This window comes from Acidovorax sp. LjRoot74 (assembly GCF_964254355.1).
Taxonomy (GTDB): Bacteria; Pseudomonadota; Gammaproteobacteria; order Burkholderiales; family Burkholderiaceae_C; genus Acidovorax.
This window is the reverse complement of record NZ_CAXUTI020000001.1, coordinates 1,804,004-1,825,901: the sequence shown is the minus strand read 5'-3', so window position 1 is coordinate 1,825,901 and position 21,898 is coordinate 1,804,004. Positions and strand designations below refer to the sequence as shown.

The 21,898-nt window shown below is 66.4% G+C and carries 18 protein-coding genes; 1 reads left to right on the top strand and 17 read right to left on the bottom strand.

What is annotated here, in order from left to right:
• Positions 1 to 83: 83 nt before the first annotated feature.
• The 5 genes from ACSQ3O_RS08355 to ACSQ3O_RS08335 form a co-directional block, all read right to left on the bottom strand.
• Positions 84 to 800 carry a fumarylacetoacetate hydrolase family protein gene (locus ACSQ3O_RS08355; protein WP_436138504.1) on the bottom strand — a complete coding sequence of 239 codons (717 nt, stop codon included), beginning with the start codon at positions 798 to 800 and terminating at the stop codon, positions 84 to 86.
• A gap of 83 nt (positions 801 to 883) precedes the next feature.
• Positions 884 to 2,161 (bottom strand): NAD(P)/FAD-dependent oxidoreductase, encoded by a 1,278-nt coding sequence (locus ACSQ3O_RS08350; RefSeq protein ID WP_436138503.1) that lies wholly within the window; start codon positions 2,159 to 2,161, stop codon positions 884 to 886.
• 19 nt (positions 2,162 to 2,180) lie between these two features.
• Entirely contained in the window at positions 2,181 to 2,504 is a 324-nt protein-coding gene (locus tag ACSQ3O_RS08345) for a non-heme iron oxygenase ferredoxin subunit (protein ID WP_274108926.1), read from the bottom strand.
• A gap of 9 nt (positions 2,505 to 2,513) precedes the next feature.
• Positions 2,514 to 2,987, bottom strand: a complete 474-nt coding sequence (locus tag ACSQ3O_RS08340; RefSeq protein ID WP_436138502.1) for an aromatic-ring-hydroxylating dioxygenase subunit beta — start codon at positions 2,985 to 2,987, stop codon at positions 2,514 to 2,516.
• A 2-nt stretch (positions 2,988 to 2,989) separates the two neighbouring features.
• Positions 2,990 to 4,315: an aromatic ring-hydroxylating dioxygenase subunit alpha gene (locus ACSQ3O_RS08335; RefSeq protein ID WP_436138501.1), complete on the bottom strand. Its 1,326-nt coding sequence runs from the start codon at positions 4,313 to 4,315 to the stop codon at positions 2,990 to 2,992.
• Between the two features lie 524 nt (positions 4,316 to 4,839).
• Between ACSQ3O_RS08335 and ACSQ3O_RS08330 the strand changes: the two genes are divergently transcribed.
• Positions 4,840 to 7,278 carry an AAA family ATPase gene (locus ACSQ3O_RS08330; RefSeq protein WP_436138500.1) on the top strand — a complete coding sequence of 813 codons (2,439 nt, stop codon included), beginning with the start codon at positions 4,840 to 4,842 and terminating at the stop codon, positions 7,276 to 7,278.
• Between the two features lie 687 nt (positions 7,279 to 7,965).
• Here the strand turns inward: ACSQ3O_RS08330 and ACSQ3O_RS08325 are convergent.
• From ACSQ3O_RS08325 to ACSQ3O_RS08270, 12 genes are all read right to left on the bottom strand, one after another.
• Positions 7,966 to 8,364 (bottom strand): hypothetical protein, encoded by a 399-nt coding sequence (locus ACSQ3O_RS08325; RefSeq protein WP_436138499.1) that lies wholly within the window; start codon positions 8,362 to 8,364, stop codon positions 7,966 to 7,968.
• Between the two features lie 72 nt (positions 8,365 to 8,436).
• A complete protein-coding gene (locus tag ACSQ3O_RS08320) occupies positions 8,437 to 11,556 on the bottom strand; it encodes an efflux RND transporter permease subunit (protein WP_436138498.1) in 3,120 nt (1,039 codons plus the stop codon).
• 9 nt (positions 11,557 to 11,565) lie between these two features.
• Positions 11,566 to 12,696: an efflux RND transporter periplasmic adaptor subunit gene (locus ACSQ3O_RS08315; protein WP_436138497.1), complete on the bottom strand. Its 1,131-nt coding sequence runs from the start codon at positions 12,694 to 12,696 to the stop codon at positions 11,566 to 11,568.
• Complete coding sequence (locus tag ACSQ3O_RS08310) at positions 12,693 to 13,265, bottom strand: hypothetical protein (protein ID WP_436138496.1); 573 nt, start codon at positions 13,263 to 13,265, stop codon at positions 12,693 to 12,695. Before ACSQ3O_RS08310 ends, ACSQ3O_RS08315 begins: the two co-directional genes overlap by 4 nt.
• Positions 13,266 to 13,300: 35 nt before the next feature.
• Entirely contained in the window at positions 13,301 to 14,578 is a 1,278-nt protein-coding gene (locus tag ACSQ3O_RS08305) for a TolC family protein (protein WP_436138495.1), read from the bottom strand.
• Between the two features lie 182 nt (positions 14,579 to 14,760).
• Entirely contained in the window at positions 14,761 to 15,117 is a 357-nt protein-coding gene (locus ACSQ3O_RS08300; protein ID WP_436138494.1) for a hypothetical protein, read from the bottom strand.
• Positions 15,118 to 15,288: 171 nt separating this feature from the next.
• Positions 15,289 to 16,122, bottom strand: coding sequence for a heme ABC transporter ATP-binding protein (locus ACSQ3O_RS08295; RefSeq protein ID WP_436138493.1), 834 nt, complete (start codon positions 16,120 to 16,122; stop codon positions 15,289 to 15,291).
• Positions 16,119 to 17,222, bottom strand: coding sequence for a FecCD family ABC transporter permease (locus tag ACSQ3O_RS08290; RefSeq protein WP_436138492.1), 1,104 nt, complete (start codon positions 17,220 to 17,222; stop codon positions 16,119 to 16,121). Before ACSQ3O_RS08290 ends, ACSQ3O_RS08295 begins: the two co-directional genes overlap by 4 nt.
• Positions 17,219 to 18,103: a heme/hemin ABC transporter substrate-binding protein gene (locus tag ACSQ3O_RS08285; RefSeq protein ID WP_436141093.1), complete on the bottom strand. Its 885-nt coding sequence runs from the start codon at positions 18,101 to 18,103 to the stop codon at positions 17,219 to 17,221. Before ACSQ3O_RS08285 ends, ACSQ3O_RS08290 begins: the two co-directional genes overlap by 4 nt.
• 4 nt (positions 18,104 to 18,107) lie before the next feature.
• The gene (locus ACSQ3O_RS08280; protein ID WP_436138491.1) at positions 18,108 to 19,235 is read right to left on the bottom strand and encodes a hemin-degrading factor; all 1,128 of its coding nucleotides are present in this window, start codon (positions 19,233 to 19,235) and stop codon (positions 18,108 to 18,110) included.
• Positions 19,232 to 19,588: a hypothetical protein gene (locus ACSQ3O_RS08275; RefSeq protein ID WP_436138490.1), complete on the bottom strand. Its 357-nt coding sequence runs from the start codon at positions 19,586 to 19,588 to the stop codon at positions 19,232 to 19,234. Before ACSQ3O_RS08275 ends, ACSQ3O_RS08280 begins: the two co-directional genes overlap by 4 nt.
• 48 nt (positions 19,589 to 19,636) lie before the next feature.
• Positions 19,637 to 21,796 carry a TonB-dependent hemoglobin/transferrin/lactoferrin family receptor gene (locus ACSQ3O_RS08270; RefSeq protein ID WP_436138489.1) on the bottom strand — a complete coding sequence of 720 codons (2,160 nt, stop codon included), beginning with the start codon at positions 21,794 to 21,796 and terminating at the stop codon, positions 19,637 to 19,639.
• Positions 21,797 to 21,898: the final 102 nt, after the last annotated feature.

Genomic DNA, 21,898 nt, shown 5'->3' with positions numbered 1-21,898 from the left:
CGAAGCCCTGCGCGGCGCTTTGGCTGCGCTCAGCGTGAACGGTTCGTCTGTGTTCGTGCGGGTTCCTTCGCCTTGCCCTGGCGCTATTCCGCCGCGCCCACGTGCAGCGAGATGCTGCCCACGCCTTCAATCTGGCCATCGATGCGGTCGCCCGCCAGCACGGGGCCTACGCCCTCGGGCGTGCCGGTAAAGATCAGGTCACCTGGCTGCAGGTGGTAGAACTTGGACAGATCGGCAATCAGCTCGGGGATGTTCCAGATCAGCTTGGACAGGTCGGACTTCTGGCGCGCGGTGCCGTTGACCGACAGCTCCAAGTTGCCCTGGCCCAGCACCACCTGCGGCATGGGCACGATCTCCGAAACCACCGACGACTGCTCCACATCCTTGCCCAAGTCCCACGGGCGGCCCTTGTCACGCGCCACCAGTTGCAGGTCGCGGCGCGTCATGTCCAGGCCGCAGGCGTAGCCGTAGATGAGGCCGGGCGCATCGGCCTCGCTCACACGAAAACCCGGCGCGCCAATGGCCAGCACCAGCTCCATTTCGTGGTGGTAATTCTGGGTGCCGGGCGGGTAGGCCACGGTGGCACCCGACTCGACCAACGTGGATGGCGCCTTGGTGAAATAGAACGGCACTTCCACCGACTTGTCCACCGGCCGCCCCATCTCGACCGCATGCGCGTGGTAGTTGCGGCCCACAAAGAACAGGCGGTGGATGGGCAGGCGCTCGCTGCGGCCACGCACAGGCAGCGAATAGACGGGGGGCGGGGTCCAGAGGTAAGTGGTTGACGTGGTTGCGGTCATCGGGGGTTTCCTTAGCGGGTTGTCGTGTTCGGTTCTGGTGGGTTTGGGTGCGGGCTTCTGTGCTGCGCGGCATCCATGTGGGTTCACAGCTTTGCCATCGGCGTGTTCAGGTCGGCCAGCCGCTCGGCATCCACCGGCTTGCGCTGCTCGATCAGCCTGCGGGCAAAGCGCAGGTCGCGCGTTGCGTTGGCCCCTACGGCGGCCTGCACCACATCGCCCGCCAGGTAAAACAGCACAAAGCTGCCGCTGGCCGCATCGCCGCGCTGCACCACGCGGTGCGCAGGCGTGGGCATGCCGTAAATCTGCAGGTTCATGCCGTACTGGTCGGACCAGAACCACGGCAGCGGCTGGTAGTCCACGGCCTGGCCCAGGGCCGCGCGCGCAGCGGCCACGCCCTGTTCTTGCGCGTTCTGCCACGACTCCAGCCGCAGGCTGCGGCCCGCCCAGGGGCTGGGCGCCACGGCCACATCGCCCGCAGCCAGAATGTCGGGGTCGGACGTGCGGCATTGGGCATCGACCTGCACGCCACCCTCGCAGGCCAGGCCCGCCTCGCGTGCCAGCTCGTCGTTGGGCACCAGGCCCACGCCCAGCACGATGGTGTTGCACGCCAGCGCGCTGCCATCGGCCAGCAAGACTTCCAAGCGGTCATCTGCAGCACGGGCAAAGCCCCGCACCCCCGCGCCCAGCAGCACGCGCACGCCCTGGGCGCGGTGCAGCGCCAACAGATACGCCGACACCTCCGCAGGCACGGTGCGTTCGCACAAGCGGCTTTGCGTCTCCACCACCACCACTTCCGCGCCCTGCTGGCGTGCGGTGGCCGCCACCTCCAGGCCGATCCAGCCACCGCCCACCACCACCACGCGGCGGCCAGGCCGAAGGGCTGGGGCCAGCGCCTGTGCGTCTTCGATGGTGCGCAGCGTGTGCAGCGGCACTTGGTCTGCCCCCGGCACGGCCAGCCGCCGGGCGCGCCCGCCGGTGCACAGAATCAGCTTGTCGTAGGGCTGCATCGTGCCATCGGACAACAGCACCTGTTTGCCAGCGCGGTCAATGCGGCGCACCTGCACGCCGGGCCGCCACTGCACCGCCAGGGCATCAAAGGCCTCGGGCTTCATCAGGCGCGTGGTCTCTGGTGCGGCAGCACCCGATAGCACGGCCTTCGACAGCGGTGGCCGCTCGTGCGGCGGATGGGCTTCGTCACCGATCAGCACCACACGGCCCGCAAAGCCTTCGCTGCGCAGCGTTTGCGCCGCCCAGCCGCCCGCCTGGCCCGCACCGACGATCACGATGGTGTGGGCCGAGTGGGCGTTTACGCCTTCATGCGGCAATGCGGCGGCCTCGACCTCAGGTCGTTCGGCAGTCATGAGGGTCTCCTTGAGAGGTTCAGTCCAGGGCCAGCCACACGCGGCCGCCCTCGATCTTCACGGGGTAGCTGCGCAGCGGCTCGGTCACCGGCGCACAGGTGGGCTGGCCTGATCGCACATCAAACTTGCCCTGGTGCAGAGGGCATTCGATCTCGTGCCCTTCCAGAAACCCATCGCACAGGCGCGCATGGCCGTGGGTGCAGATGTTGTCGGTGGCAAACACCTCGCCGCCCACGCCATACAGCGCAATGTCGCGCCCGGCCACGGCCAGGCCCATCACGTCATCCTCTGGCACATCGTCCCGCGCTGCGGCGTCAATCCAGTTCGTCGTCATCGTCGTCATGGCAGCTCCTCAGATGGGGTAGATCAGCGAGTTGGGGATCATCTCGCTGTCGTAAACGACGAGGCGCGACGCGAACTTCAGGCCCTCGGGCGTGGGCACCACCTCATCCAGCGTGCGTCCCACGTTGAACACCGTCGATTCCTTCGACAGGCGCGTGCGCAGCACCGCATAGTTGGCCTCGCAGTGGATGCGGCCATCGGCATCCACCTTGTGCACCAGCGGCACACCCACCACATGGCGCTGGTAGTAGGGGTCGTGGAACAACGTCTCGCGAATGCCGTAGACGCGATCTTTCAGCATGCCCTTGCTGTCAAACGCCAGTGTGGCCAGCGGAAACCCGCGCTCGTGGTTCTCGCGCGGCTGCAGCTTGTACACGCAGTTCTCGATGAAAAACTCTGGCCACGCCTCCCAGTCCGCCGCGTCGAGTGCGCGGGCGTAGCGGGCGTAGAGCTGGTTCAGTTCGAAGTAGGTGTGGAAGTCCATGGTCAAGCCTCCGCCTCCATCACCTTGCGCCAGTATTCGTACATGCCCCGGATCAGCGTCTCGGTCACCATGTGGTCTGTGTCGCCTACCTCACGCCCGCCCAGCTCGGCCAGCGTGCGGTGCGCGGGCTTGGTCTCAAAGCCCTCTTGCGACCACTCGATCACCTCGCCATCGTCGGCCGACACAAAGCCCGCCGGGCCGAACAGATTGGCCTGGCGCAGGCGGCGCTGCGTCATCTCTGCGCTATCGTCCTCAAAGCCGAAGTGCGTCCACACAAAATCAAAAGCCCCCTTGCCATCGGGCTGGATGTGCCGCGTGGACACGCTGTTGACCTGCTGCTGAAAAATCACGCTGGGGAACACGGTCATCATCACCGCCGTGGGCACCGATGCTGGCGCGCTGGGCACCGCAGCGCCGTCCCCGCTGGCTGCCGGGGGTGGCCCCGCCCACCAGTCCTCTTGCGCAATGTCCAGAAAGCGCGGGTCGTTCAGCTCCATGCTGGCCTTGAAGCTCGACACCTGCGTCACATCCGCCGCCTTGCCCGCCGCGCCACGGGTCGAGACCATGGCCGCGTGGCGGTGCTGCGCGTCCATCAGCAGTTGCGACTTGTTGTCGGCACGCCAGAGCCCGAAGGTGACGAACCAGGTGTGCAGCAGGCCGGGGTGGTACGGGTCTTTGATGTTCTCTTGCATCAGCTTCCAGTTGCCCGGAATGCGCTGGCGGTTGTAGCCCAGGATGGTGAGCTTGCGGCCATTGAACAGCCGATCAAAGTAGCCCAGGATGGTGGGGCCCAGAAACTCCTCCAGCGGCTCCACGCTGTGGTCAAACGACGCAAACACCACACCGCCACGGGTGGCCACCTTGAGCTTGGTCAGCCCATGCTCTGCCGGGTTGAAGTCTGCAGGCATGCCGCCGTTGACCTTGCCATCCTGCTTCACGCCGCGCCGAAACGGCACGCCCTGCAAGTCGCCCGACAGGGTGTAGTTCCACTGGTGGTACGGGCAGGTCAGGCTCTCGCGGTTGCCATGCCGCTCGCGGCAAAACGCCATGCCCCGGTGGGCGCAGACGTTTTCCACCACGTGGATCGAAGCGTCCTTGTCACGCACCAACAGCACCGAACGCTCGCCAATCACCGTGCGCTTGAAATCCCCCGCGTTGGGAATCTCGGCCTCCAGGCCAACGTAGCACCAGTGCCCGTTGTAGAACAAACGGTCCAGCTCCCTGCGGTACAGCGCCTCATCGGTATAGGCCTGAAAGGGAATGCGGCTGGTGCCGTCCGTCTCCCAGCGGATCTGCTGCGGGAACACGGTCACGGGGCATTCATGCATGGGCGTCTCCTTTGTTTTTGTCATCGCCAATCAATCAGTCGATCCATCAATCCATCAGTCTTTCGGGGCCAGTGCGGATGCACCCAGCGCCTGGGGACCGATCATTCGCGCTGCAGCAATATCAGTCAATGGAACGCTAGTGATGTTTCACATCACTCGTGTGAATATGACTTTGACGGCAGCGCGGGAGATAACAGGGCCATGTGGCGGTGCAAGGCGCGCAAGGCCACGTTGCATGCAGGTGGCGTGAGCGAGTGAAGCGGAAGGTGGTCTTGGGGGAATCGGTCAGGCGCAAACTTCTTCCGATGGGTGCGGGCCGGATGGAAAGCCTGCATAGCATTGAGGCCGTTGGGGCCAACGCTCAACCGATGGGTGGCTCGGCCATCCTCCACCTTCAGGCGCTTGATCCGCTGTCGGGTGAGCCAGGGCTGGTCTAGTTGACATTTCGGGCTAGCCCACCTTGCGCATTCTTTGTAGACTAAATCAACATTCTGTTGCAAATAGCCGCAAGACAACTATGGGGGATGGGATCGGTGATCAATCAGATCGACATAGCCAGCTTTGGCAGCTTTCAGGGTTTGGAGTGGAAGAAGACCGTCCGAGACAGTGGCAAGAACGTCAAGCCGTTCCAGCGGCTAAACATCCTCTATGGGCGCAACTACTCAGGCAAGACAACCCTGTCACGCGTCTTCCGCTCGCTGGAGACCCGCAAACTTCCGCTGAACTACGTGGGCTCTTCCTTCACGGTGTACGGGGAGAAAGGCAACGTTGCCCACACTGGGCTTGCAGGTCACGACTACGACGTGCGGGTCTACAACCGCGACTTCGTCACCGACAACCTTAGCTTCCTAGTCAATCAGGAGATTGGGGGGGTCATCAAGACCTTCGCCATCGTCGGTGAGCAGAACAAGGAGATCGACGACGCCATCGCTGCGATTGAAGCCAAGCTTGGCAGCGTGGAAGGTAAAGCGGGCCTTCGGTTTGACCTGGAAGCCAAAAGGAAAGAGCGCGATCGCGCCAAGTCTGCTCACATCACAGCGTCCAGTGGGTTGGACGACAAGCTGCGCTCACATGCCGCCGAGAAGATCAAGAAGAACCCGAACTTTCGCAGCCCTGTCTACAACATCGAGCACATCAGACGTGACATCGCCACGACCAGCAAGCCAGGGTTCGTCGCTCTCACGACCGAAGAACAAGCAGGTCGGATCAAGCTGCTCAAGCAAGAAGCGCTACCCGACATCACAGACACCTTGGTTGTCGCTCTCAAGCTGGACTCGTTGACGGCCACTGCCGAACCGTTACTTTCCAAGGCGATCACGCCAACCAAGGCCATTGAAGAACTGCTTAAAGACAGCGCCCTGCAACTCTGGGTCAAGCAAGGTATGGCGCACCACCGCGAGAAACGGAGCACCTGCGCCTTCTGCCGACAGGATCTGCCGCACGACATTTGGCAGGTGCTCGATGAGCATTTCAGCAAGGAGTCTGGCGAACTGGAAACTTCGTTGGACGCGGCAATCACATCAGTAACGAACGAGATTGGCACCATCGCTGGACTAAACACCTTTACAGGTGCGCAGTTCTACGCTGACGAGCGCACCGCGTTTGAAGTCAGCAGCAAAGCTCTGTCTCAAGCACTGGCCGTCTACAAGAAGGATCTGGAGTCGCTGAAGAAGTCGCTTGAGACTCGGAAGAACAACCTGTTCCAGCCGGCGGCTCTCAAGACACCCTCCCATGACGCCCTGGAAATCGCAAAGTATGTTGCCGACATCAATGCACTGATCGCCACGAGCAACAGCAAGACTGCCACGCTAGAAAGGGACAAGACCGCAGCTAGAGATGCACTTCGCCTGGCTGACGTGTTCGCCTTTGCTGACGCCATCACCTATGACACCGAGCTTGCCCGGATCGCCACCCTCAAGGCCGCCTCAGATACTGCAGGTACGGTCTTCACCGATGCGGAGAAAGAGATCCGTGACGCCGAGACTGAAGTCCAAGCCTTGAGGGCTAAACAGAAGGATGAGCGCAAGGGGGCGGAACGGGTCAATGCACTGCTAAACAACTTCTTCGGCCATGACGGAATCAAGCTGGAAGCTCGTGACGGAGCGGACAAGGCCACCGTCAAGTTTGAGATCACCCGCAATGGAAAGTCGGCATACAACCTTAGTGAAGGCGAATGCAGCCTGATCGCCTTCTGCTACTTCATTGCCAAGCTTGATGACCCTGAGAGCAAGGGAAAAGATCTGATCATCTACATTGACGATCCAATCTCAAGCTTGGACGGAAATCACATCTTCTTCATGTTCAGTTTGATTGAAAGCTTGATCACCAAGCCAGTGAAAAAGCCAGATGGCTCAAATTCTTACCGCTACAAGCAACTGTTCATCTCCACGCACAATTTGGACTTCCTGAAGTATCTCAAGCGCCTTTCCATTCCGATGAAAAAGCTGCCAGCGGCAGAGGGGGTAAAGGCAAAGAGTGTCAGTGATCATGAACACTTCATGATTGAGCGAAACGGCGCATCAAGCAGCATCATGCTTATGCCGTCTTACTTAAAAGACTACATCACTGAATTTCACTATCTCTTTCACCAAATCTATAAGTGCAAAGACCAAGCTGCCGCAGCGGAGAACCACGAGCCGTTTTTTGGCTTCGGCAACAACTTGCGCAAATTCCTGGAGGCTTTTTTGTTCTTCAAGTTTCCATATCACGACGACAAAAACGATTCCTTTGAACGGATCAAGAAGTTCTTTGGTGAAGAGGAAGACACAGCGGTTGCACTTGTCAATCGCCTCAACAACGAGTTCTCGCATCTAGAAGCCGTTCCAGACAGAGGCTTCAAGCCCGTTGAAATCCCAGAGATTGCTAAGGTTGCCAACTATGTATTGGACAAAATCTATGCCTCAGACAAAGTGCAATACAACTCTCTTTTGAAAAGCATTGGTGAGCCTGAGCGAGTGGGCTGACATTTTCAATGCGCCAACCCTAAAACACTGCACCCGACCGGGTTCTTTGTTTTATGTCGCAGCGTCAACCGTCTCGGCTAGGCGCACGCGCACGCGGGAACATGAATATGCACATGCTTGGCTTCCAGTTGAGCGTTACCGCTGTCGATCACGCACTATGCGATCACAGCCGGACCGAGCGTCGCGGTTGCAAGGTTCACAACGTTGCTGGTCGAAGGCACATCGGACTGAGGATGCGCGGCATCACAGACGGCTTTGTAGTTCCCTCGGAACTCAATGACCTTGTGGTGTCCAGATAAAAAGGCGAGCCAGTCGGACCAAGACCGACAGCCTTCGGTGCCAGCGGTCGCTCACGAGTCGGACCCGAGAAACCGCAACCAGCCTAAAAAAAGCCAGACACTGCGTACCCAAAAATCCAACTTCTCCCGCCCACGGACGCTCAGCACCCTGCGCCCAGCGTCAACCATGTAGCTACTAATTCGATAGCAATAAGCGCTTTACAGACAGGCGGTAGAGCCCAATTTTCTTCAAATTTCAGCACACCGCACTACTGAAACCACGCACGCACCAATCTCGCCGGTGCTCAAGGCGCACTGCAACTGAGACAGACAACACACCGCCGCGCCAGCAAAAGCCAGCGCGGCGGCGCGTGGTGCGCAACGCTTTCTTTCTCTCTCAGGCAACGGCTTACTTCACCGCAAACCGCACATTCGCTGCCTTCTTGCCCGGTAGCGTCACCAGCGCCACCACCTTGGTGCCTGCTGCGACCTTGAAGGTGCCTTTGGTTTCGAGCCTACCCTCGCCTGCCGGTACAAGCACAGCCTCGGATTTTTCGGTGCCGTTCAGCAGGGTGAGCTTGGCGCTCACGCCCTCGGTCTTGGCGGGTTTGCCGTGGTCGCGCAGGTGCAGGGTCAGGGTGTCGGGCTTGGCGACCAGTTCGTAGTCCATGTCGTTGGCTTCGACCACGATGCCACCGTGTTGGGGCTTGTGGTCGTGGCCCGCGCCGTGGTCGCCAGCGGCGTAAGCGGCGGTGGTGGCCACAGCAGCGAGGGCCAGGGCGGCGAAAAGTTGGCGGGTGGTTTTCATGAGAGTCCTTTCAACGGGTGAATGAAAAAGCAAACGAACAAATAAAGAGAACAAAAACAAAACAAGAAAAGCTCAGAACGCCTCGGCGTTCTTGTCGTCCAGCAGGCGTTCGGCATCCTTGCGGCCAAACAGCCAGAACAACGCCGGGGTGAGGAAGGTGTCGAGCAGGGTGGAGCTGATGAGGCCGCTGAAGATGACCACCGCCACCGGGTGCAGGATTTCGGTGCCGGGGCGTTCGGCCTCCAGCAGCAGCGGGGCCAGGGCAAAGGCGGTGACCAGGGCGGTCATCAGCACGGGGCTCAGGCGCTCTAGCGAGCCGCGCACGATCATGGCGGTATCAAAGCGCTCGCCTTCCACGCGCATCAGGTTGAGGTAGTGGCTCACCTTCAAAATGCCGTTGCGCACCGAGATGCCCGCCAGTGTGATGAAGCCGATCAGCGCCGCCACCGACAGCGGCTGGCCCGACACCCACAGCCCCAGCACCGCACCCACCAGCGCCAGCGGGATGTTGGCCATGATGAGTGCCGACAGCGTGGCCGAGCGGTAGCGCGTGTACAGCACCACAAACATCAGCACCAGCGAGACGATAGCCAGCAGGCCCACCAGGCGGCTGGCGTCTTCCTGCGCCTGGAACTGGCCGCCCAAGGTGATGAAGTAGCCCTCGGGCAGGCGGGTGTCGCCCACGGCCTGGCGGATGTCGGCCACCACGTCGGACAGCGCCCTGCCCTGCGCGTTGGCTGACAGCACGATGCGGCGCTTGCCGTCGTCGCGGCTGATCTGGTTGGGGCCGTCGCCCTCTTCGATGGTGGCCAGGCGCGACAGGGGCACGGGGCCACGGGGCGTGTCGATGAGCACGCGTGCCAGGCCGTCGATAGAGCGTGCGCTGTCGGGCAGGCGCACCACCAGCGCAAAGCGGCGGCTGCCTTCTACCACCTGGGCGACTTTTTCGCCCTCTACCAGCGTCTGCAGCGCGGCCAGCACCTGGGGGGCGGGCACGCCCATGTGGGCGGCGGCGGCGTAGTCCACGCGCACGGCGATCTGCGGGGCCAGCACCTGTTTTTCGACCTCCAGGTCGGCCAGGCCGGGGATGGTGGCCAGCCGGGCGCGCAGGGCTTCGGCCTGGCCGCGCAGGGTGTCCAGGTCGTCGCCAAAGAGCTTGATGGCGATTTGCGAGCGCACGCCCGAGAGCATGTGATCAATGCGGTGCGAGATGGGCTGGCCGATGGCGATGGCCGCAGGCAGGTGGGCGATGCGGCTGCGGATGTCGGCCTGCACCTCGGCCATGCTGCGTTTCAGCTCTGCTGCGGGCAGCAGGCCCACGTCCAACTCGCTCACGTGCACGCCTTCGGCATGCTCGTCCAGCTCGGCCCGGCCACTGCGCCGGCCCACGTGCGTGACCTCGGGCACCTGGCGCACCAGCACCTCGGCCTGGCGGGCCAGCGCGCTCGATTCGGCCAGCGTGACGCCGGGGTTGAGCCGCATGCCGATGAGCAGCGTGCCTTCGTTGAACGGCGGCAGGAAGGTGGTGGGGAAAAACGGCACCGCCGCTGCCGACAGCGCCACCGCCGCCGCGCTCACGGCCAGCGCGGTGCGTGGGCGCGCCAGCACGGCCGAGAGCCCGTTGCGGTAGCGCGCCTTGAGCCAGGCCACCACGCGGGTGTCGCCATGGTCGAGGTTCTTCATGCGCGGCAGCAGGTAGAACGCCAGCACCGGCGTGACGGTGACCGACACCAAGAGCGATGCCAGCGTGGACACGATGAACGCAATGCCCAGCGGCACAAACAGCCGCCCCTCGATGCCCGGCAGTGCAAACAGCGGCAAGAACACCAGCACGATGATGGCCGTGGCATACAGGATGCCCGAGCGCACTTCCATCGACGCGAGCTTGACCACCTCGATGGGGTGCAGGCGGTGGTGGGGGTGCTTGGCGCGGTCCATCTTCAGGCGGCGCAGCACGTTTTCTACATCGACCACCGCATCGTCAACCAGCCCGCCGATGGCAATGGCCAGGCCGCCCAGCGTCATGGTGTTGATCGACAGGCCGAAATACTTGAACACCAGCGCGGTGATGAAGATGGACACCGGGATGGCCGTGAGCGCAATCACCGTGGGCCGCAGCGTGCCAAGGAACACGAACAAAATCACCGCCACGAACACCGAGGCGCCCATGAGCTTGCCTTGCAAGGTGGTGACCGAGGCCTCGATGAAGCTCGCCTGGCGGAAGGTGACGCGGGGCGCCTCCATGCCGGTGGGCAGCGAATTTTTCAGGTCCACCAGCGCGGCCTCGATGCTGCGCGTGAGGCCGATGGTGTCGGCCGTGGGCTGCTTCTGGATGCCCAGGATGACGGCGCCCTGCCCTTCGAAGCCTGCGTCGCCGCGTTTGGTGGCTGCGGCAAAAGTCGCGTCTGCCACCTGGCGCAGCAGCACGCTCTGGCCGTTTTTGGCGGTGAGGGCGAGGTTCTGCAGGTCTTCGAGCCGCGAGGTGCGGCCCAGGTGACGGATGAGGTATTCGCGCCCGCCCAGCTCCAGAAACCCGCCCGAGGTGTTGGCCGCAAAGCCCTTGAGCGCGCCCGTGAGCTGGTCGTGCGTGATGCCCAGCGCTGCCATGCGGGCCGTGTCGGGCAGCACCTGGAACTGGCGCACCTCACCCCCGATGGGGATGACCTGCGCCACACCGGGGATGGCCATGAGGCGCGGGCGCAGCACCCAGTCGGCGTACTCGCGCACGGCCATGGGGGTTGTCTTGGCCGCGTCGATGGGGATGGCCACCTGCATGATCTCGCCCATGATGGAGCTGATGGGCCCCATGCGCGGCGTGATGCCGGTGGGCAGGCCTTCTTCCATGGACGACAGGCGCTCCGACACCATCTGGCGCGCGCGGTAGATGTCGGTGCTCCAGTCAAAGGTGACGTAGATGAACGACAGGCCCGCGCTGGAGGTGGAGCGCACGCTCTCCACACCGGGCAGGCCGTTCATCGTGGTCTCCAGCGGGAAGGTGATGAGCTGCTCTACCTCTTCGGCGGCCATGCCGCCCGCCTCGGTCATGAGGGTGACGGTGGGTTTGTTGAGGTCCGGGAACACGTCCACCGGCGTGCGCGAGAGCGTGAAGGCGCCGTAGGCCATGAGCACGGCGGCGGCGATGAGCACCAGCAGCCGGTTGGTCAGGCTGTTTTCTAGAAGCCACTTGAACATTGCGACTCCTTAGCGAACCTGGTTGATGAGCGTGGCGCCCTGCGTGGCCACGCGGTCGCCGGGCTGGAGGCCCGAGGTCACGGCCACCGAGGTGCCATCGAGCGGCACCGCCGTGACCACCCGTGGCGCAAAGCGCTCGGGCGACTCCTTGACCCAGACGATGGTCTGGTTGGCCGGGTTGCGCAACAGCGCGGCAGCGGGCACTTGCACGCCATCGACCTTGTCGGTGGACTGCACGAACACGCGCACGGGTTGCCCTATCGCTAAGTGAGCCAGGTTGCCCAGCACGGCAGAGTCACCGGCAAACTGCAGCGGCTGCGCCTGATCACGCAGGCTGCGCGCCGCGCCCACAAAGCGCAGCGGCACGCGCTGCCCACCCACGGCCAGCGTGGCACCGGCCACGCCCTGCGCCTGGGCCGGGTCGTAGGCCAAGGCCTCGATGCGCAGGCGCGATGGGTCTACCACCTCAAACACCAGCTCGCGCGCATCCACCACTTGGCCCGCCACGGCGTTGGCCGATGCGATGACGCCCGACACCGGGGCCACCAGCGCATCCCGCGTAGCCAAGCCCGCGCCCACAGCGCCCAGGCGCTGGGTGAGGCTCTGCAGCTCACTCTCGGCAGCCTCGATGTCTTTGCGCGGCACGGTGTCGGCCAGCTCTGCCAGGCGCGCCACGCGCCGTGCGGCCAGGTCGCGTGCGGCGCGCAACTCGGCCTGCTGGGCCAGTTGGTTGGATCGCTCAATGGCGCCCGCCGTGGGCGCCACATAGGCCAGCACCTCGCCCTTGCGCACGGCCTGGCCCACGCCAGGCAGGCCCTTGGGCCTGGCCTCCAGCCGCCCGGCCAGCACGGCCTGCACCTTGCCGCCTGCGTTGGGGTCCATCACCACGGTGCCTGCCAGTTCAAAGGCCTTGGCGTGCTGCCCGGCGGCAGTCACCAGGGTGCGCACGCCCAGTTGGCGCTGCGCGGGCTTGGGCAGAAACACGCTGCCATCGGCCTGGCGGCTGGGGCCGTTGCCGGTGGGTGCGGGCGGTGCGTCACCATGGTCGTGGCCGGGGCCTGCCGAAGCAGGCAGGGGTGCGCTGAGCGCGGTAGCCATGAGCAGGGCTAGCAGAGAGGGCATGGGGTGGAAGCGCTTCATGCTGCACCTCCCACGCGCTGGTTGTCGCCCATGCGGGCAGCACGGCCCCGGCGCAAACCCCACACGGCGACCAGCGCCAGCAGAACGGCGGCCACGGCGCCTGCGATCAGCACAGTGCGGCGGGCCAGCCCTGCGGGTGCGGCTTCGGTGTGGGCGGCGGGGTGCAGGTCGATCTCGCCTGCGAGCAGGTCAGTCTCATTGCCTGCGGCCACGGTGGCGGTGACGGGGCTCACACCCTCGGCCAGCGGCGCGGCCAGGGTGGCCTGGAACTCGCCCTCGGCCACGCGGGTGACGGGCACGCTGGTGCCCGCAATGTCCAGCTCCAGCCGGGCGTCTTTTACGGGGCTGTTGTCGCCCGCGTGGTCCAGGTAGAGCGCGATTTTTTGCCCGTCGAGCACGCCCACCAGTTCAAACAGGTCGGAGGTGGCGGCAAAGCGCGGCAGGGCCGTGCCCGCTGCGGCAGCGGGGGCTTCGCCATGGTCGTGGCCATCACCGGCCAGTGCGGTGGGCGGTAGCAAGCCCAGCAGCAGGGCCAGGGCCAGGGTGGAGAAAGTGGAAGAGCGTTTCATGGTGATTTTCAAAAATGGTGAGAGCCCCAAGGGCGTCATTGCGGCAGCAGGCCCAGGGCCTGGCGCAGGGTGGAGACGGCGGCGGCAGCGTCGATGCGGGCGCGGGCGAGTTGGCGTTCGGCCTGGGCGGCCTCCAGCTCCACACGCAGGCGCGTGGGGCCGTCGGCTTCGCCCAGGCGAAAGGCCTTGTCGATAAAGCCGCGTGTGCCCTGCGCCAATGCCGCGTGGCGCGCCAGGGCATCGCGCTGGGCCTGGGTGGCTTTGACGCGGGCCGCGGCGGCGGCGATGTCAGCAGCCAGCCGATCACGCTCTGCCGTAGCGCGTGCTTCTGCGGCCAGGGCTTCGGCGCGGGCGGCGGCCTGCTTGGCCTGCACACGGTCGCCCCCACCCAGGGGCACGCGCAGGCCCACGGTGAAGGTCTGCTGGTAGCGGTCGCCCGCCTGCTCGCGCCCCCGCGTGGCGGCCACCGTCAGCTCCGGGTTGGCGCGGGTCTGCACGGCGGCCAGGTCGGCGGCGCGGCGGGCCACTTCGGCCTGGTCCTGCCAGTCGGCAGCCGCAGGGTGCTGCGCAGCGGCTGCCGTGGCGTCAGGCACGGTGGGCTCGGGCTCCGCTGCGTCGGCCAGCGCGAGGGGGGGCACGGCCTTGATGCCCCAGGCCGCCAGCGACGCCTGCGCTGCATCGAGTGCGCCCTGGGCCTCGGCCATGGCGGCTTCGGCCTGGGCTACGGCGCCGTCGGCCTGGGCCTGGTCGGCGCGTGCCAGGTCGCCTGCGCGCACGCGGCGCGCCACATCAGCGGCCAGGCGCTGGGCATTCAGCAGCCGGTCTTGCGCCAGCGCCCAGTCGGCCTGCGCACGCTGTGCAGCCCACCAGGCTTCGCGCACGGTGGCGGCCAGTTGCAGCTGCGCGGCGCGCTGGCGGCTGTTCAGCGCCTGCAGTTCAGCGTCGGCCCAAGCCGCCTTGCGGGCGCGCTCGCCGGGCAGCCACAGCGGCAGGGCCAGGCCCACCTCGGCTTCGCGGCTGCCCTGGTTGCTGCCGGGGCGGTCGGTTTTGGTGGCCAGCTCCAGCGCCACGGGCTCGGCCGTCCAGGCCGCCGCTGCGCTGCGCGTGGCCTGCGCAGCCTCGCGCCGCAAGGCGGCAGACTGCGCTTCGGGCTGGCGTTGCCAGGCCTGGTCAAACAGGGCCTGGAGTGTGAGCGGCGCTGTGCCGGGGTTGGAGGTCTGGGCCTGTGCGGCACTGCCCAGCAGTGCCCAGCCCAGTGCCATCACCACCAGCGCGGCAATGGACGTGTGTTGTCGTTGTTTCGTTGGTTGCATCCGATTCCTCTGCAGTGGCCGGGGCCACAGGTTGAAATCGGCGAGACGCGATGGATGATGGAGGAGGCGGTCAGCAGTGCACGCACGCCAACAGCAAGACGCGCACCGCTACTGCCAGGGACGGCAGGTCTCCAACATCATCAGGAAAAGAAACGGAGCCACCCAAGCCCCCGCCTCGCCGCTCAGGCGAGGACAGGCCAGTTGGGGCGTTCGGGGCGTGCGAGGGGAGCTGGCGGCCAGGCGGGTTTAACCTGACCTGGGGGGTGCGCCACGGCCACCACGATGGCCTGGGCGCTGGCGCTGTGCGCCAAACCACTGCCTGCACCATGGCAGGCATGGCAGTCCATGTCGGCCAGCGTGCTGGGGGTGGCGCCCGGGGCCGAGTGGTCCGCCCCTTCGTCGCCATGGTGCTCGTGCACATGGTGGCCAAAGTGCGATGCCTGCGGCGCTGACTCGTGCCCGCAATAGGGCGAGGCCGCCGCCCAGATGGACTGGAGCGGCATGAACACCAACAGAAAGACGAGCAGCAAGCGGCGCATGGGCAGCGGGATTCTAAGCAGGCCACGCCACCCGTCCCGCCAGATAGCCTGACGGGTTGAGGGGCCTAGCCCGGTGGGTTGCACAGGCACACCATGCAGATGCTTCACTTTTTATAGCAATTTTTGAGACCCATAGCGCGGCAGAGGCCATTTTGACTACAGAAATGCCATTCACTGCGCCGCCACCAGGTACTGCGGCACCCCGTCGGCCGCCAGCACCGGCGTGCTGTGCACGCCCCACACCTGCGCGATGGTGGCGGGGGTGAGCAGGTGGGCCGTGGCGTGCACGCTGCGCGGGCCTGCCAGGCCCGGGGCGAGCAGCAGGCTGTCGTGTGCGTAGCGCAGGGCCAGGTTCAGGTCGTGCAGCACCGCGACCACGCCCACGCCCTGCTCCACCGCCCAGCGGCGCACCAGGGCCAGCGTGTGGTGCTGGTGGGCCAGGTCGAGGGCGGCGGTGGGCTCGTCCAGCAGCAGCCAGCGGGGGGCGCCATCGGGCAGGGGTTCCCAGATTTGCGCCAGGGCGCGGGCCAGGTGGCTGCGGGCGCGTTCGCCGCCCGACAAGGTGTTGATGCTGCGCCCGGCCAGGTGGGCCACGCCCGTGGCCTCCATGGCCTGGGCGACGATGTGCGCCTCGTGCCGGCTGGGCTGCTGGCGGTGCGCAAAGCGCCCCATCTCCACCACCTCTTGCACCGTGAAGTCAAACGCCACCGCCGTGTCTTGCGGCAGCACGGCGCGCTGGCGGGCCAGAGCCTGGGCGCCTTTGCCGGACACCGGTTGCCCGCCCATCCACACATGGCCCGAGCGCGGCGCGCGCTGGCCCGAAAGCATGGCCAGCAGGGTGGACTTGCCCGCGCCGTTGGGCCCCAGGATGGCCGTGACGCGCCCGGGCACCAACTGCGTATGCACGGTGGCCAGCAAGGGCCTGCCGGGCACGCCCACACCCAGCTGGTCGCACACCAGCAGATCGGCGGTGGTGGTGACCGGGGATGCGACGGCGGCATTCATACCTTGCTCCGGAACTGGCGCAGCATGACCAGAAACAGCGGCACGCCAATGAAGGCCGTGAGCACGCCGAGCGGCAGCTCGGCAGGCTGCACGATAGTGCGCGCCACGCCGTCGGCCGCAAGCACCAGCGCGGCGCCCAGCAGGGCCGAGCCCGGCAGCACCACGCGGTGGTCCGGCCCCGCCACCAGGCGCACCCAGTGCGGCGCCACCAGGCCGATAAAGCCAATGATGCCGGTGGCCGCCGTCACCGCGCCCACGGCCAGCGCGGTGACCAGGACCGCCAGGCGCTTGGTGCGCTCCACCGGCACGCCCAGCAGCGCGGCCTGCGCCTCGCCCAGCGCAATCGCGTTGAGCGGGCGCGCCAGCGCCAGGCCCAGGCCGCAGGCCACCGCCACGATGGCGCCCACCAGCGCCACGGCGCTCCAGCGCGCACCGCCCAGGCTGCCCAGCAGCCACATCTGGAGGTTGCGCAACTGCTCGTCAGTAGAGATGAAGTTGAGGTAGCCCAGGCCCGACAGCGCCAGCGCATTGACCGCCACGCCCGCAAGCAGCATCAGCCCCATGCGCGTGCCGCCATCGGCCTGCGCCAGTGCATAGATCAGCGCCGTGACCAGCAGGCCGCCGCCAAAGGCCATGGCCACCAGCGCCCAGCTGCCCAGGGTGCGCGGCATGTCGGGCAGCCAGTGGCTACCCAGCACAATGGTGGCAGCCGCTGCCAGTGCGGCGCCGCTGCTCACGCCCACCAGCCCAGGATCGGCCAGCGGGTTGCGGAACAGGCCCTGCATCAGCGCCCCGGCCAGGCCCAGGCCCGCACCAGCGGCCACGCCCATCCACAAGCGCGGCAGGCGGATGTTCATGAACACCAGGTATTCGGGCGCGGGCTCGGCCGCCGGGGCCAGGCCCAGGGCCTGCAGCAGCACCTGCCCCAGCATTTGCACCAGTTGGGCGGGTGCGATGGCGTAGGCGCCGCGTGTGGCCGCCCACACCAGGGCCAGCAGCACCAGCGCCGCCCCCAGCAGCAAGGCGGTGCGCGGCGCCAGCCGCCCTGGAGCCAAGCGCGCGCTGCGCAGGCTGCGCCGTGGCAGCGGAACCGCGCTCACGCCAGGGCCGCCAGCATGCGGGTGTGCAGCTCGCGCACGGCGCCGGGCAGGCGCGGGCCAAAGCCCAGCAGGTGGCTGGCCTCCATGGCCACCAGGGCCTTGCGGCGGAAGGCGGGCGTGAGGGCCAGCTCGGGCCGCTGCCAAAACGCCGCCTCCCCGCCCAGCGCCTCGATGCCCTGCGTGCTGTTGAGCAGCACCTCGGGCGCCGCGCTGGCCATGGCCTCGGCCGTGAGGGGCCGGTAGCCCGCAAACTGGGTGATGGCGTTGGTGCCGCCCGCAAAGCGGATCAGCGCATCGGCCGCTGTGCCGGTGCCCGCCACCATGGGGCTGCCACCGTGCGACAGGATGAAGAGGGCACGCGGGCGCCGTGTGGCGGTTGCCACCACTTTGTTCACCGCCGCCCACTGCGCGTCCAGCTCGGCCTGCAGGGCCTGGGCCTCGCGCTCGCGGCCCGCCACGCGGCCCACGGTGCTGACCTTGCGGCGCACCTCGTCCCAGGTGTGGTCGGCCTGCACCAGCTCCACGCGCACACCGGCGCTGCGCACCTGGTCCAGCACCACGGGCGGCCCGGCTTCGGTGGTACCCACCACGGCATCCGGCTTGAGGGACAACAACCCCTCGGCCGAAAGCTGGCGCATGTAGCCGACCTTGGCGGTCTTGAGCGCGGCCTCGGGGAACAGGCTGGTGGTGTCGGTGCCCACCAGCTGGCCCTGGGCGCCCAGCAGGTAGACCACCTCGGTCAGCGCGCCGCCCAGCGAGACGATGCGCGGCGGCCGGGCCGGGGTGGCGGCCCAGGCAGCGCCGCCACCCAAGGCCGACAGCCAGGGGGCTGCCAGCGCACCGCGCAGCAGTTGCCTGCGCCTGCCATCTTGCACAGCCATCGGGTCACGCAGCATGGGCCAGCTCCTGCACGCCAGGCAAGCGCGCCACCAGGTCGCGCCAGCCCTGCAGCTCGGGTTTGCCGGGCTTGCGCGCACCAAAGAACATGGCCATCAGCTCGCCGCTGTGGTCAAAGGCCTCGACCGAGGTGACGATGCCGTCGGCCGTGGGTTTCTCGACCACCCACACGTGGGCGATCATGTCGGTGCGCAGGTGCAGGTTGAAGCCTTCGTCCAGCACATTGATCCACTGCGCACGCGGCGTATCGAGCGGCTGGATGTTGCGCACTGGCCCGGTGTGGATCTGGATGCAGCCGCCGCTGCCCACAAACACCATGATGGGCAGGCCGTCCACCGCCGCTTCGTCCAGCAGGCGCGCCACGGCCTGCGGTGCGGCGCGCCAGGCAAACTGGCCTTCGACCAGGCGAAAGCTTTGCTGGCGCTCCACGCCGAATTTTTTGGTCAGGCCAAAGAACTCGTGCGTGTCCTGCATGGCGGCCCAGGCCTCGCGCAGGCCCTGGGCGTCGATGTCGGCGTCAGGCAGCAAGGCCGCTGGCGCGGGCTCCGGACCAAACACGTAACCCGCGCTGGGTTGCACGAAGCGGCTCACCACTGCGTCGAACGCAGCCAGGTCGGTGGCATCGCGCGTGAAGATCTTGTGCACCGCGCGGCCATGTGCGTTGTAGAACTGCAGGCTGCGCGATGGCGGTTTGGCGGGGTCGCTGGCCAGCTCGGTCACTGCAAAACCCGCATGCCACTGCGCAAAGAACAGGCGCAGGTCGATGTCTTCGCCCAGCGCGATGCCCACCGGCCCGGTGGCCGACACGTGCGTATACACGCCGGTCTTCTCGTGCACCGTGCCTTCGTTGCGCGTGAGCGCCATCAGCGGGCCGCAGGCTTCGAGCGCCTGCAACAGTTCCAGCCACGAACCCTGCAGCGGCTGGGCCTTGAGCGGGTGGGCGTGCTCGCCCGCATGGGCGGCCACGGCGGCGCCTTCCGACAGCCCCAGGCTCTCGGCGGCGTCCTTGGCGCGCTTGCCCGCTGCGCGGGCTGCGGCGAACCGCTCACGGATGTCAGGGGCGGCCTGCGGCGGATGGGCAGGAGCGCTTGGGGGGCTCGTCACAGCGGCATTCATTGCACAGCCTCCGGCGCGTTGTGCCACAGCACGCGGCGTTGTTCGGCAGCCACCATCGCGGCGCTGGCGGCCACGTCCTGGCGCGCCTTGCATTGCTGGTCCCAGCGGCCTTGCAGGCTCCAGACCACGGTGCGGAAGTGCGGCGTGAAGCCCTGGGCGTCGGCCAGCATCTGCAGGTTGGCCGCAATCTTGCGGCCCATGGCGTCGCGGTGGCTGTCGCAGCAGGCTTGCACATAGCCCGTCATCAGGGCCAGGGTGCCCGCCAGCAGCGCCTCAGCGCAGGGCAGGCTGTATTCCTCGTCGCAATGAGCGCCAGACGTGGGCGTATCGGGCGTGTCAGGTGCATGGCTCATGAACTGTCTCCTTGATGAAGTGCCTGAAAAGGTGCCTAGGGAGGTGACTTAGAAATCCGCCACCAGCGACACGCGCACTGCCCGGCCCGGCTGGCTGTAGGCGTCGATAAAACTAGCGTTCGCTGCCAGGCCGCGCACGTCGGCCCAGCGCCAGTGTTTTTTGTCGGTGAGGTTGTAGATGCCCGCGTTCAGGCGCAGGTCCTTGCGGATGCGCCACTGGGCCGCCAGGTCCAGCACCGTGTACGACAGCGTGAGGAACTGCGTGCTGCCCGTGGCCACCGTCACATCGCTGGCCTTCTTGGCGGCGGCATGGGTCATGTCCAGCCGGGCCATCCAGCCGCCGCTGTCATAGCGCAGGCCTGCTGTCAGGCGCGAGGGGTCCACGGTGTTCACCGGCTTGCCGGTGGCGGTGTCGCGGCCGCGTGTCTGGCCGTAGGCAAACGGACTGCTCCACTGCCCGCCCGCCCACTGGCCCCAGCGCATGTCGCCCTTGACCTCGAAGCCGCTCAGCTTGACGCGGCCGATGTTGACCGACTGGAACACCAGCGGGTTGCCCGGCGCGCCCGTGCCGCTGACCTGGCGCAGGTCTTCGATGAAGTCCCTGTAGCGGCCCGTGAATGCTGCGGCTTCGATGGACAGACGCTCCATGCGCCCGCGCACGCCCAGCTCGAAGTTCTGGCTCTTCTCGGGCTTGAGGTTGGCGTTGGGCACTGTGCGGTAGTTACCCACCGGGTTCTCGAAGAAGGCGTTGACCTGCCCCGCATTGGGCGCACGGAAGCCCGCCGCGTAGTTGCCAAACACGCTCCACTGCTCGCTGGCGCGGTACAGCACGCCGAACTTGGGCGAGGTGGCATTGCTCGACAGCGACACGGCCTGCGCGCCAAAGCCCGCCTGGTCGGCCTGGATGCGGAAGGTGTCAAAGCGCACGCCGGGCGTGATGCTCCAGGGCCCGCTCACGAACTCGTCCTGCACATACAGGGCCGTGCTGGTCTCGGTGGTGTCGGGGAATCGCTTGAGCGGGAAGGTTTCGCCCGTGGGCGGCGTCACGCCGGTCTGCAGGTTCTCGACTTTGGCCGCCGTGTAGTCCAGGCCGTAGGTGATCTTCTGCACCCACGGCCCGCCGTTGCGCAGCACCTTGCTGCCCTGCAGGTTGGCCTGCCAGGTGCGCTCGTCATAGGTCACGTCGCGCACGCGGTCGGCGGCGGTGTTGCGGTCTTCGGTGATGTACTCGCGCGAATGCGCGTCCTGCCAGCTCAGCGTGGCCTTCACATCATCGGCCAACGCGGTGTTCACACGCCAGTTGCCTTCCCACGTCGCGCGGCTGCGCTGCATGTCGGTGAACGAGGTGGAGCCGAGCACGGACGTGGCGGCCAGCGGCGGCTTGGAGCGTGCGGTGAGCAGTTCGTAGTCGGAGGTCTTGTCCACATGCTCCAGCGTGAACACATGGCGTTGGCCGCCGCCGGGCGTCAGCACCACTTTGCCCAGCAAAGCGCCGCTTTTGTCCTTTTGTGGGTTGGGCTTGGTGCGGTCAGCATTGGCCGCATCGTTGGTGCCCATGTTGTCCAGTTCGCTGGCGCGCGTGACATTGCCACCCAGCAGCCACTGCACCGTGTCGCCCGCCTTGCCCGCCACCGTGGCGCCCACGCGCTTGCCGTGCTCGTCGCCGTCATAACCCAAGCTCACCCGGCCGCCAATGCGCTTGTCGCCATCGAGGAAGGCCGCAGGGTCTGCCGTGATGAAGTTGACCAGGCCCGCCATGCCGTCGGAGCCATACAGCGCCGACGTGGCGCCGCGCACCACTTCCACACGCTGCAGCAGGCCGATGTCCAGGTAGTCGCGCCCAAAGGCGTTGGCGCTGAACACATAGCTGCGCGGCAGGCGGATGCCGTCCACCATCATCAGCACGCGGTTGCCATCCAGCCCCCGGATGTTGAAGCCCGCGTTCTGCTCACGCCCCGTAGAGCCACTGGCCAGCGAGAAGCGCGCAGGCGAACGCGTGACCGACACATTGGGCAGCTCGCGCGCCACGTCGCGGATGTCGCGCACCTGGCCCTCTTCGATGGCCTGCGCATTGATCACGTCGATGCTCATGGGCAGCTCGTCGCGGTCCTGCTCGCTGCGCGAGCCACTGATGACCACTTCTTTGAGCTGCGGCGCTGCAGCCACCAGCTGGACCACATCTTGCGCATGCGCGCTGCCAATCGCCACACATGCACAGGCCACCAGCCATGCAAGCGGCCGCAGACGGCCTTGGAGCCATTGATCGGAGGCGTGCGCTTGTGCGCGCCGGGAAGAAAACGAAGGGGAACG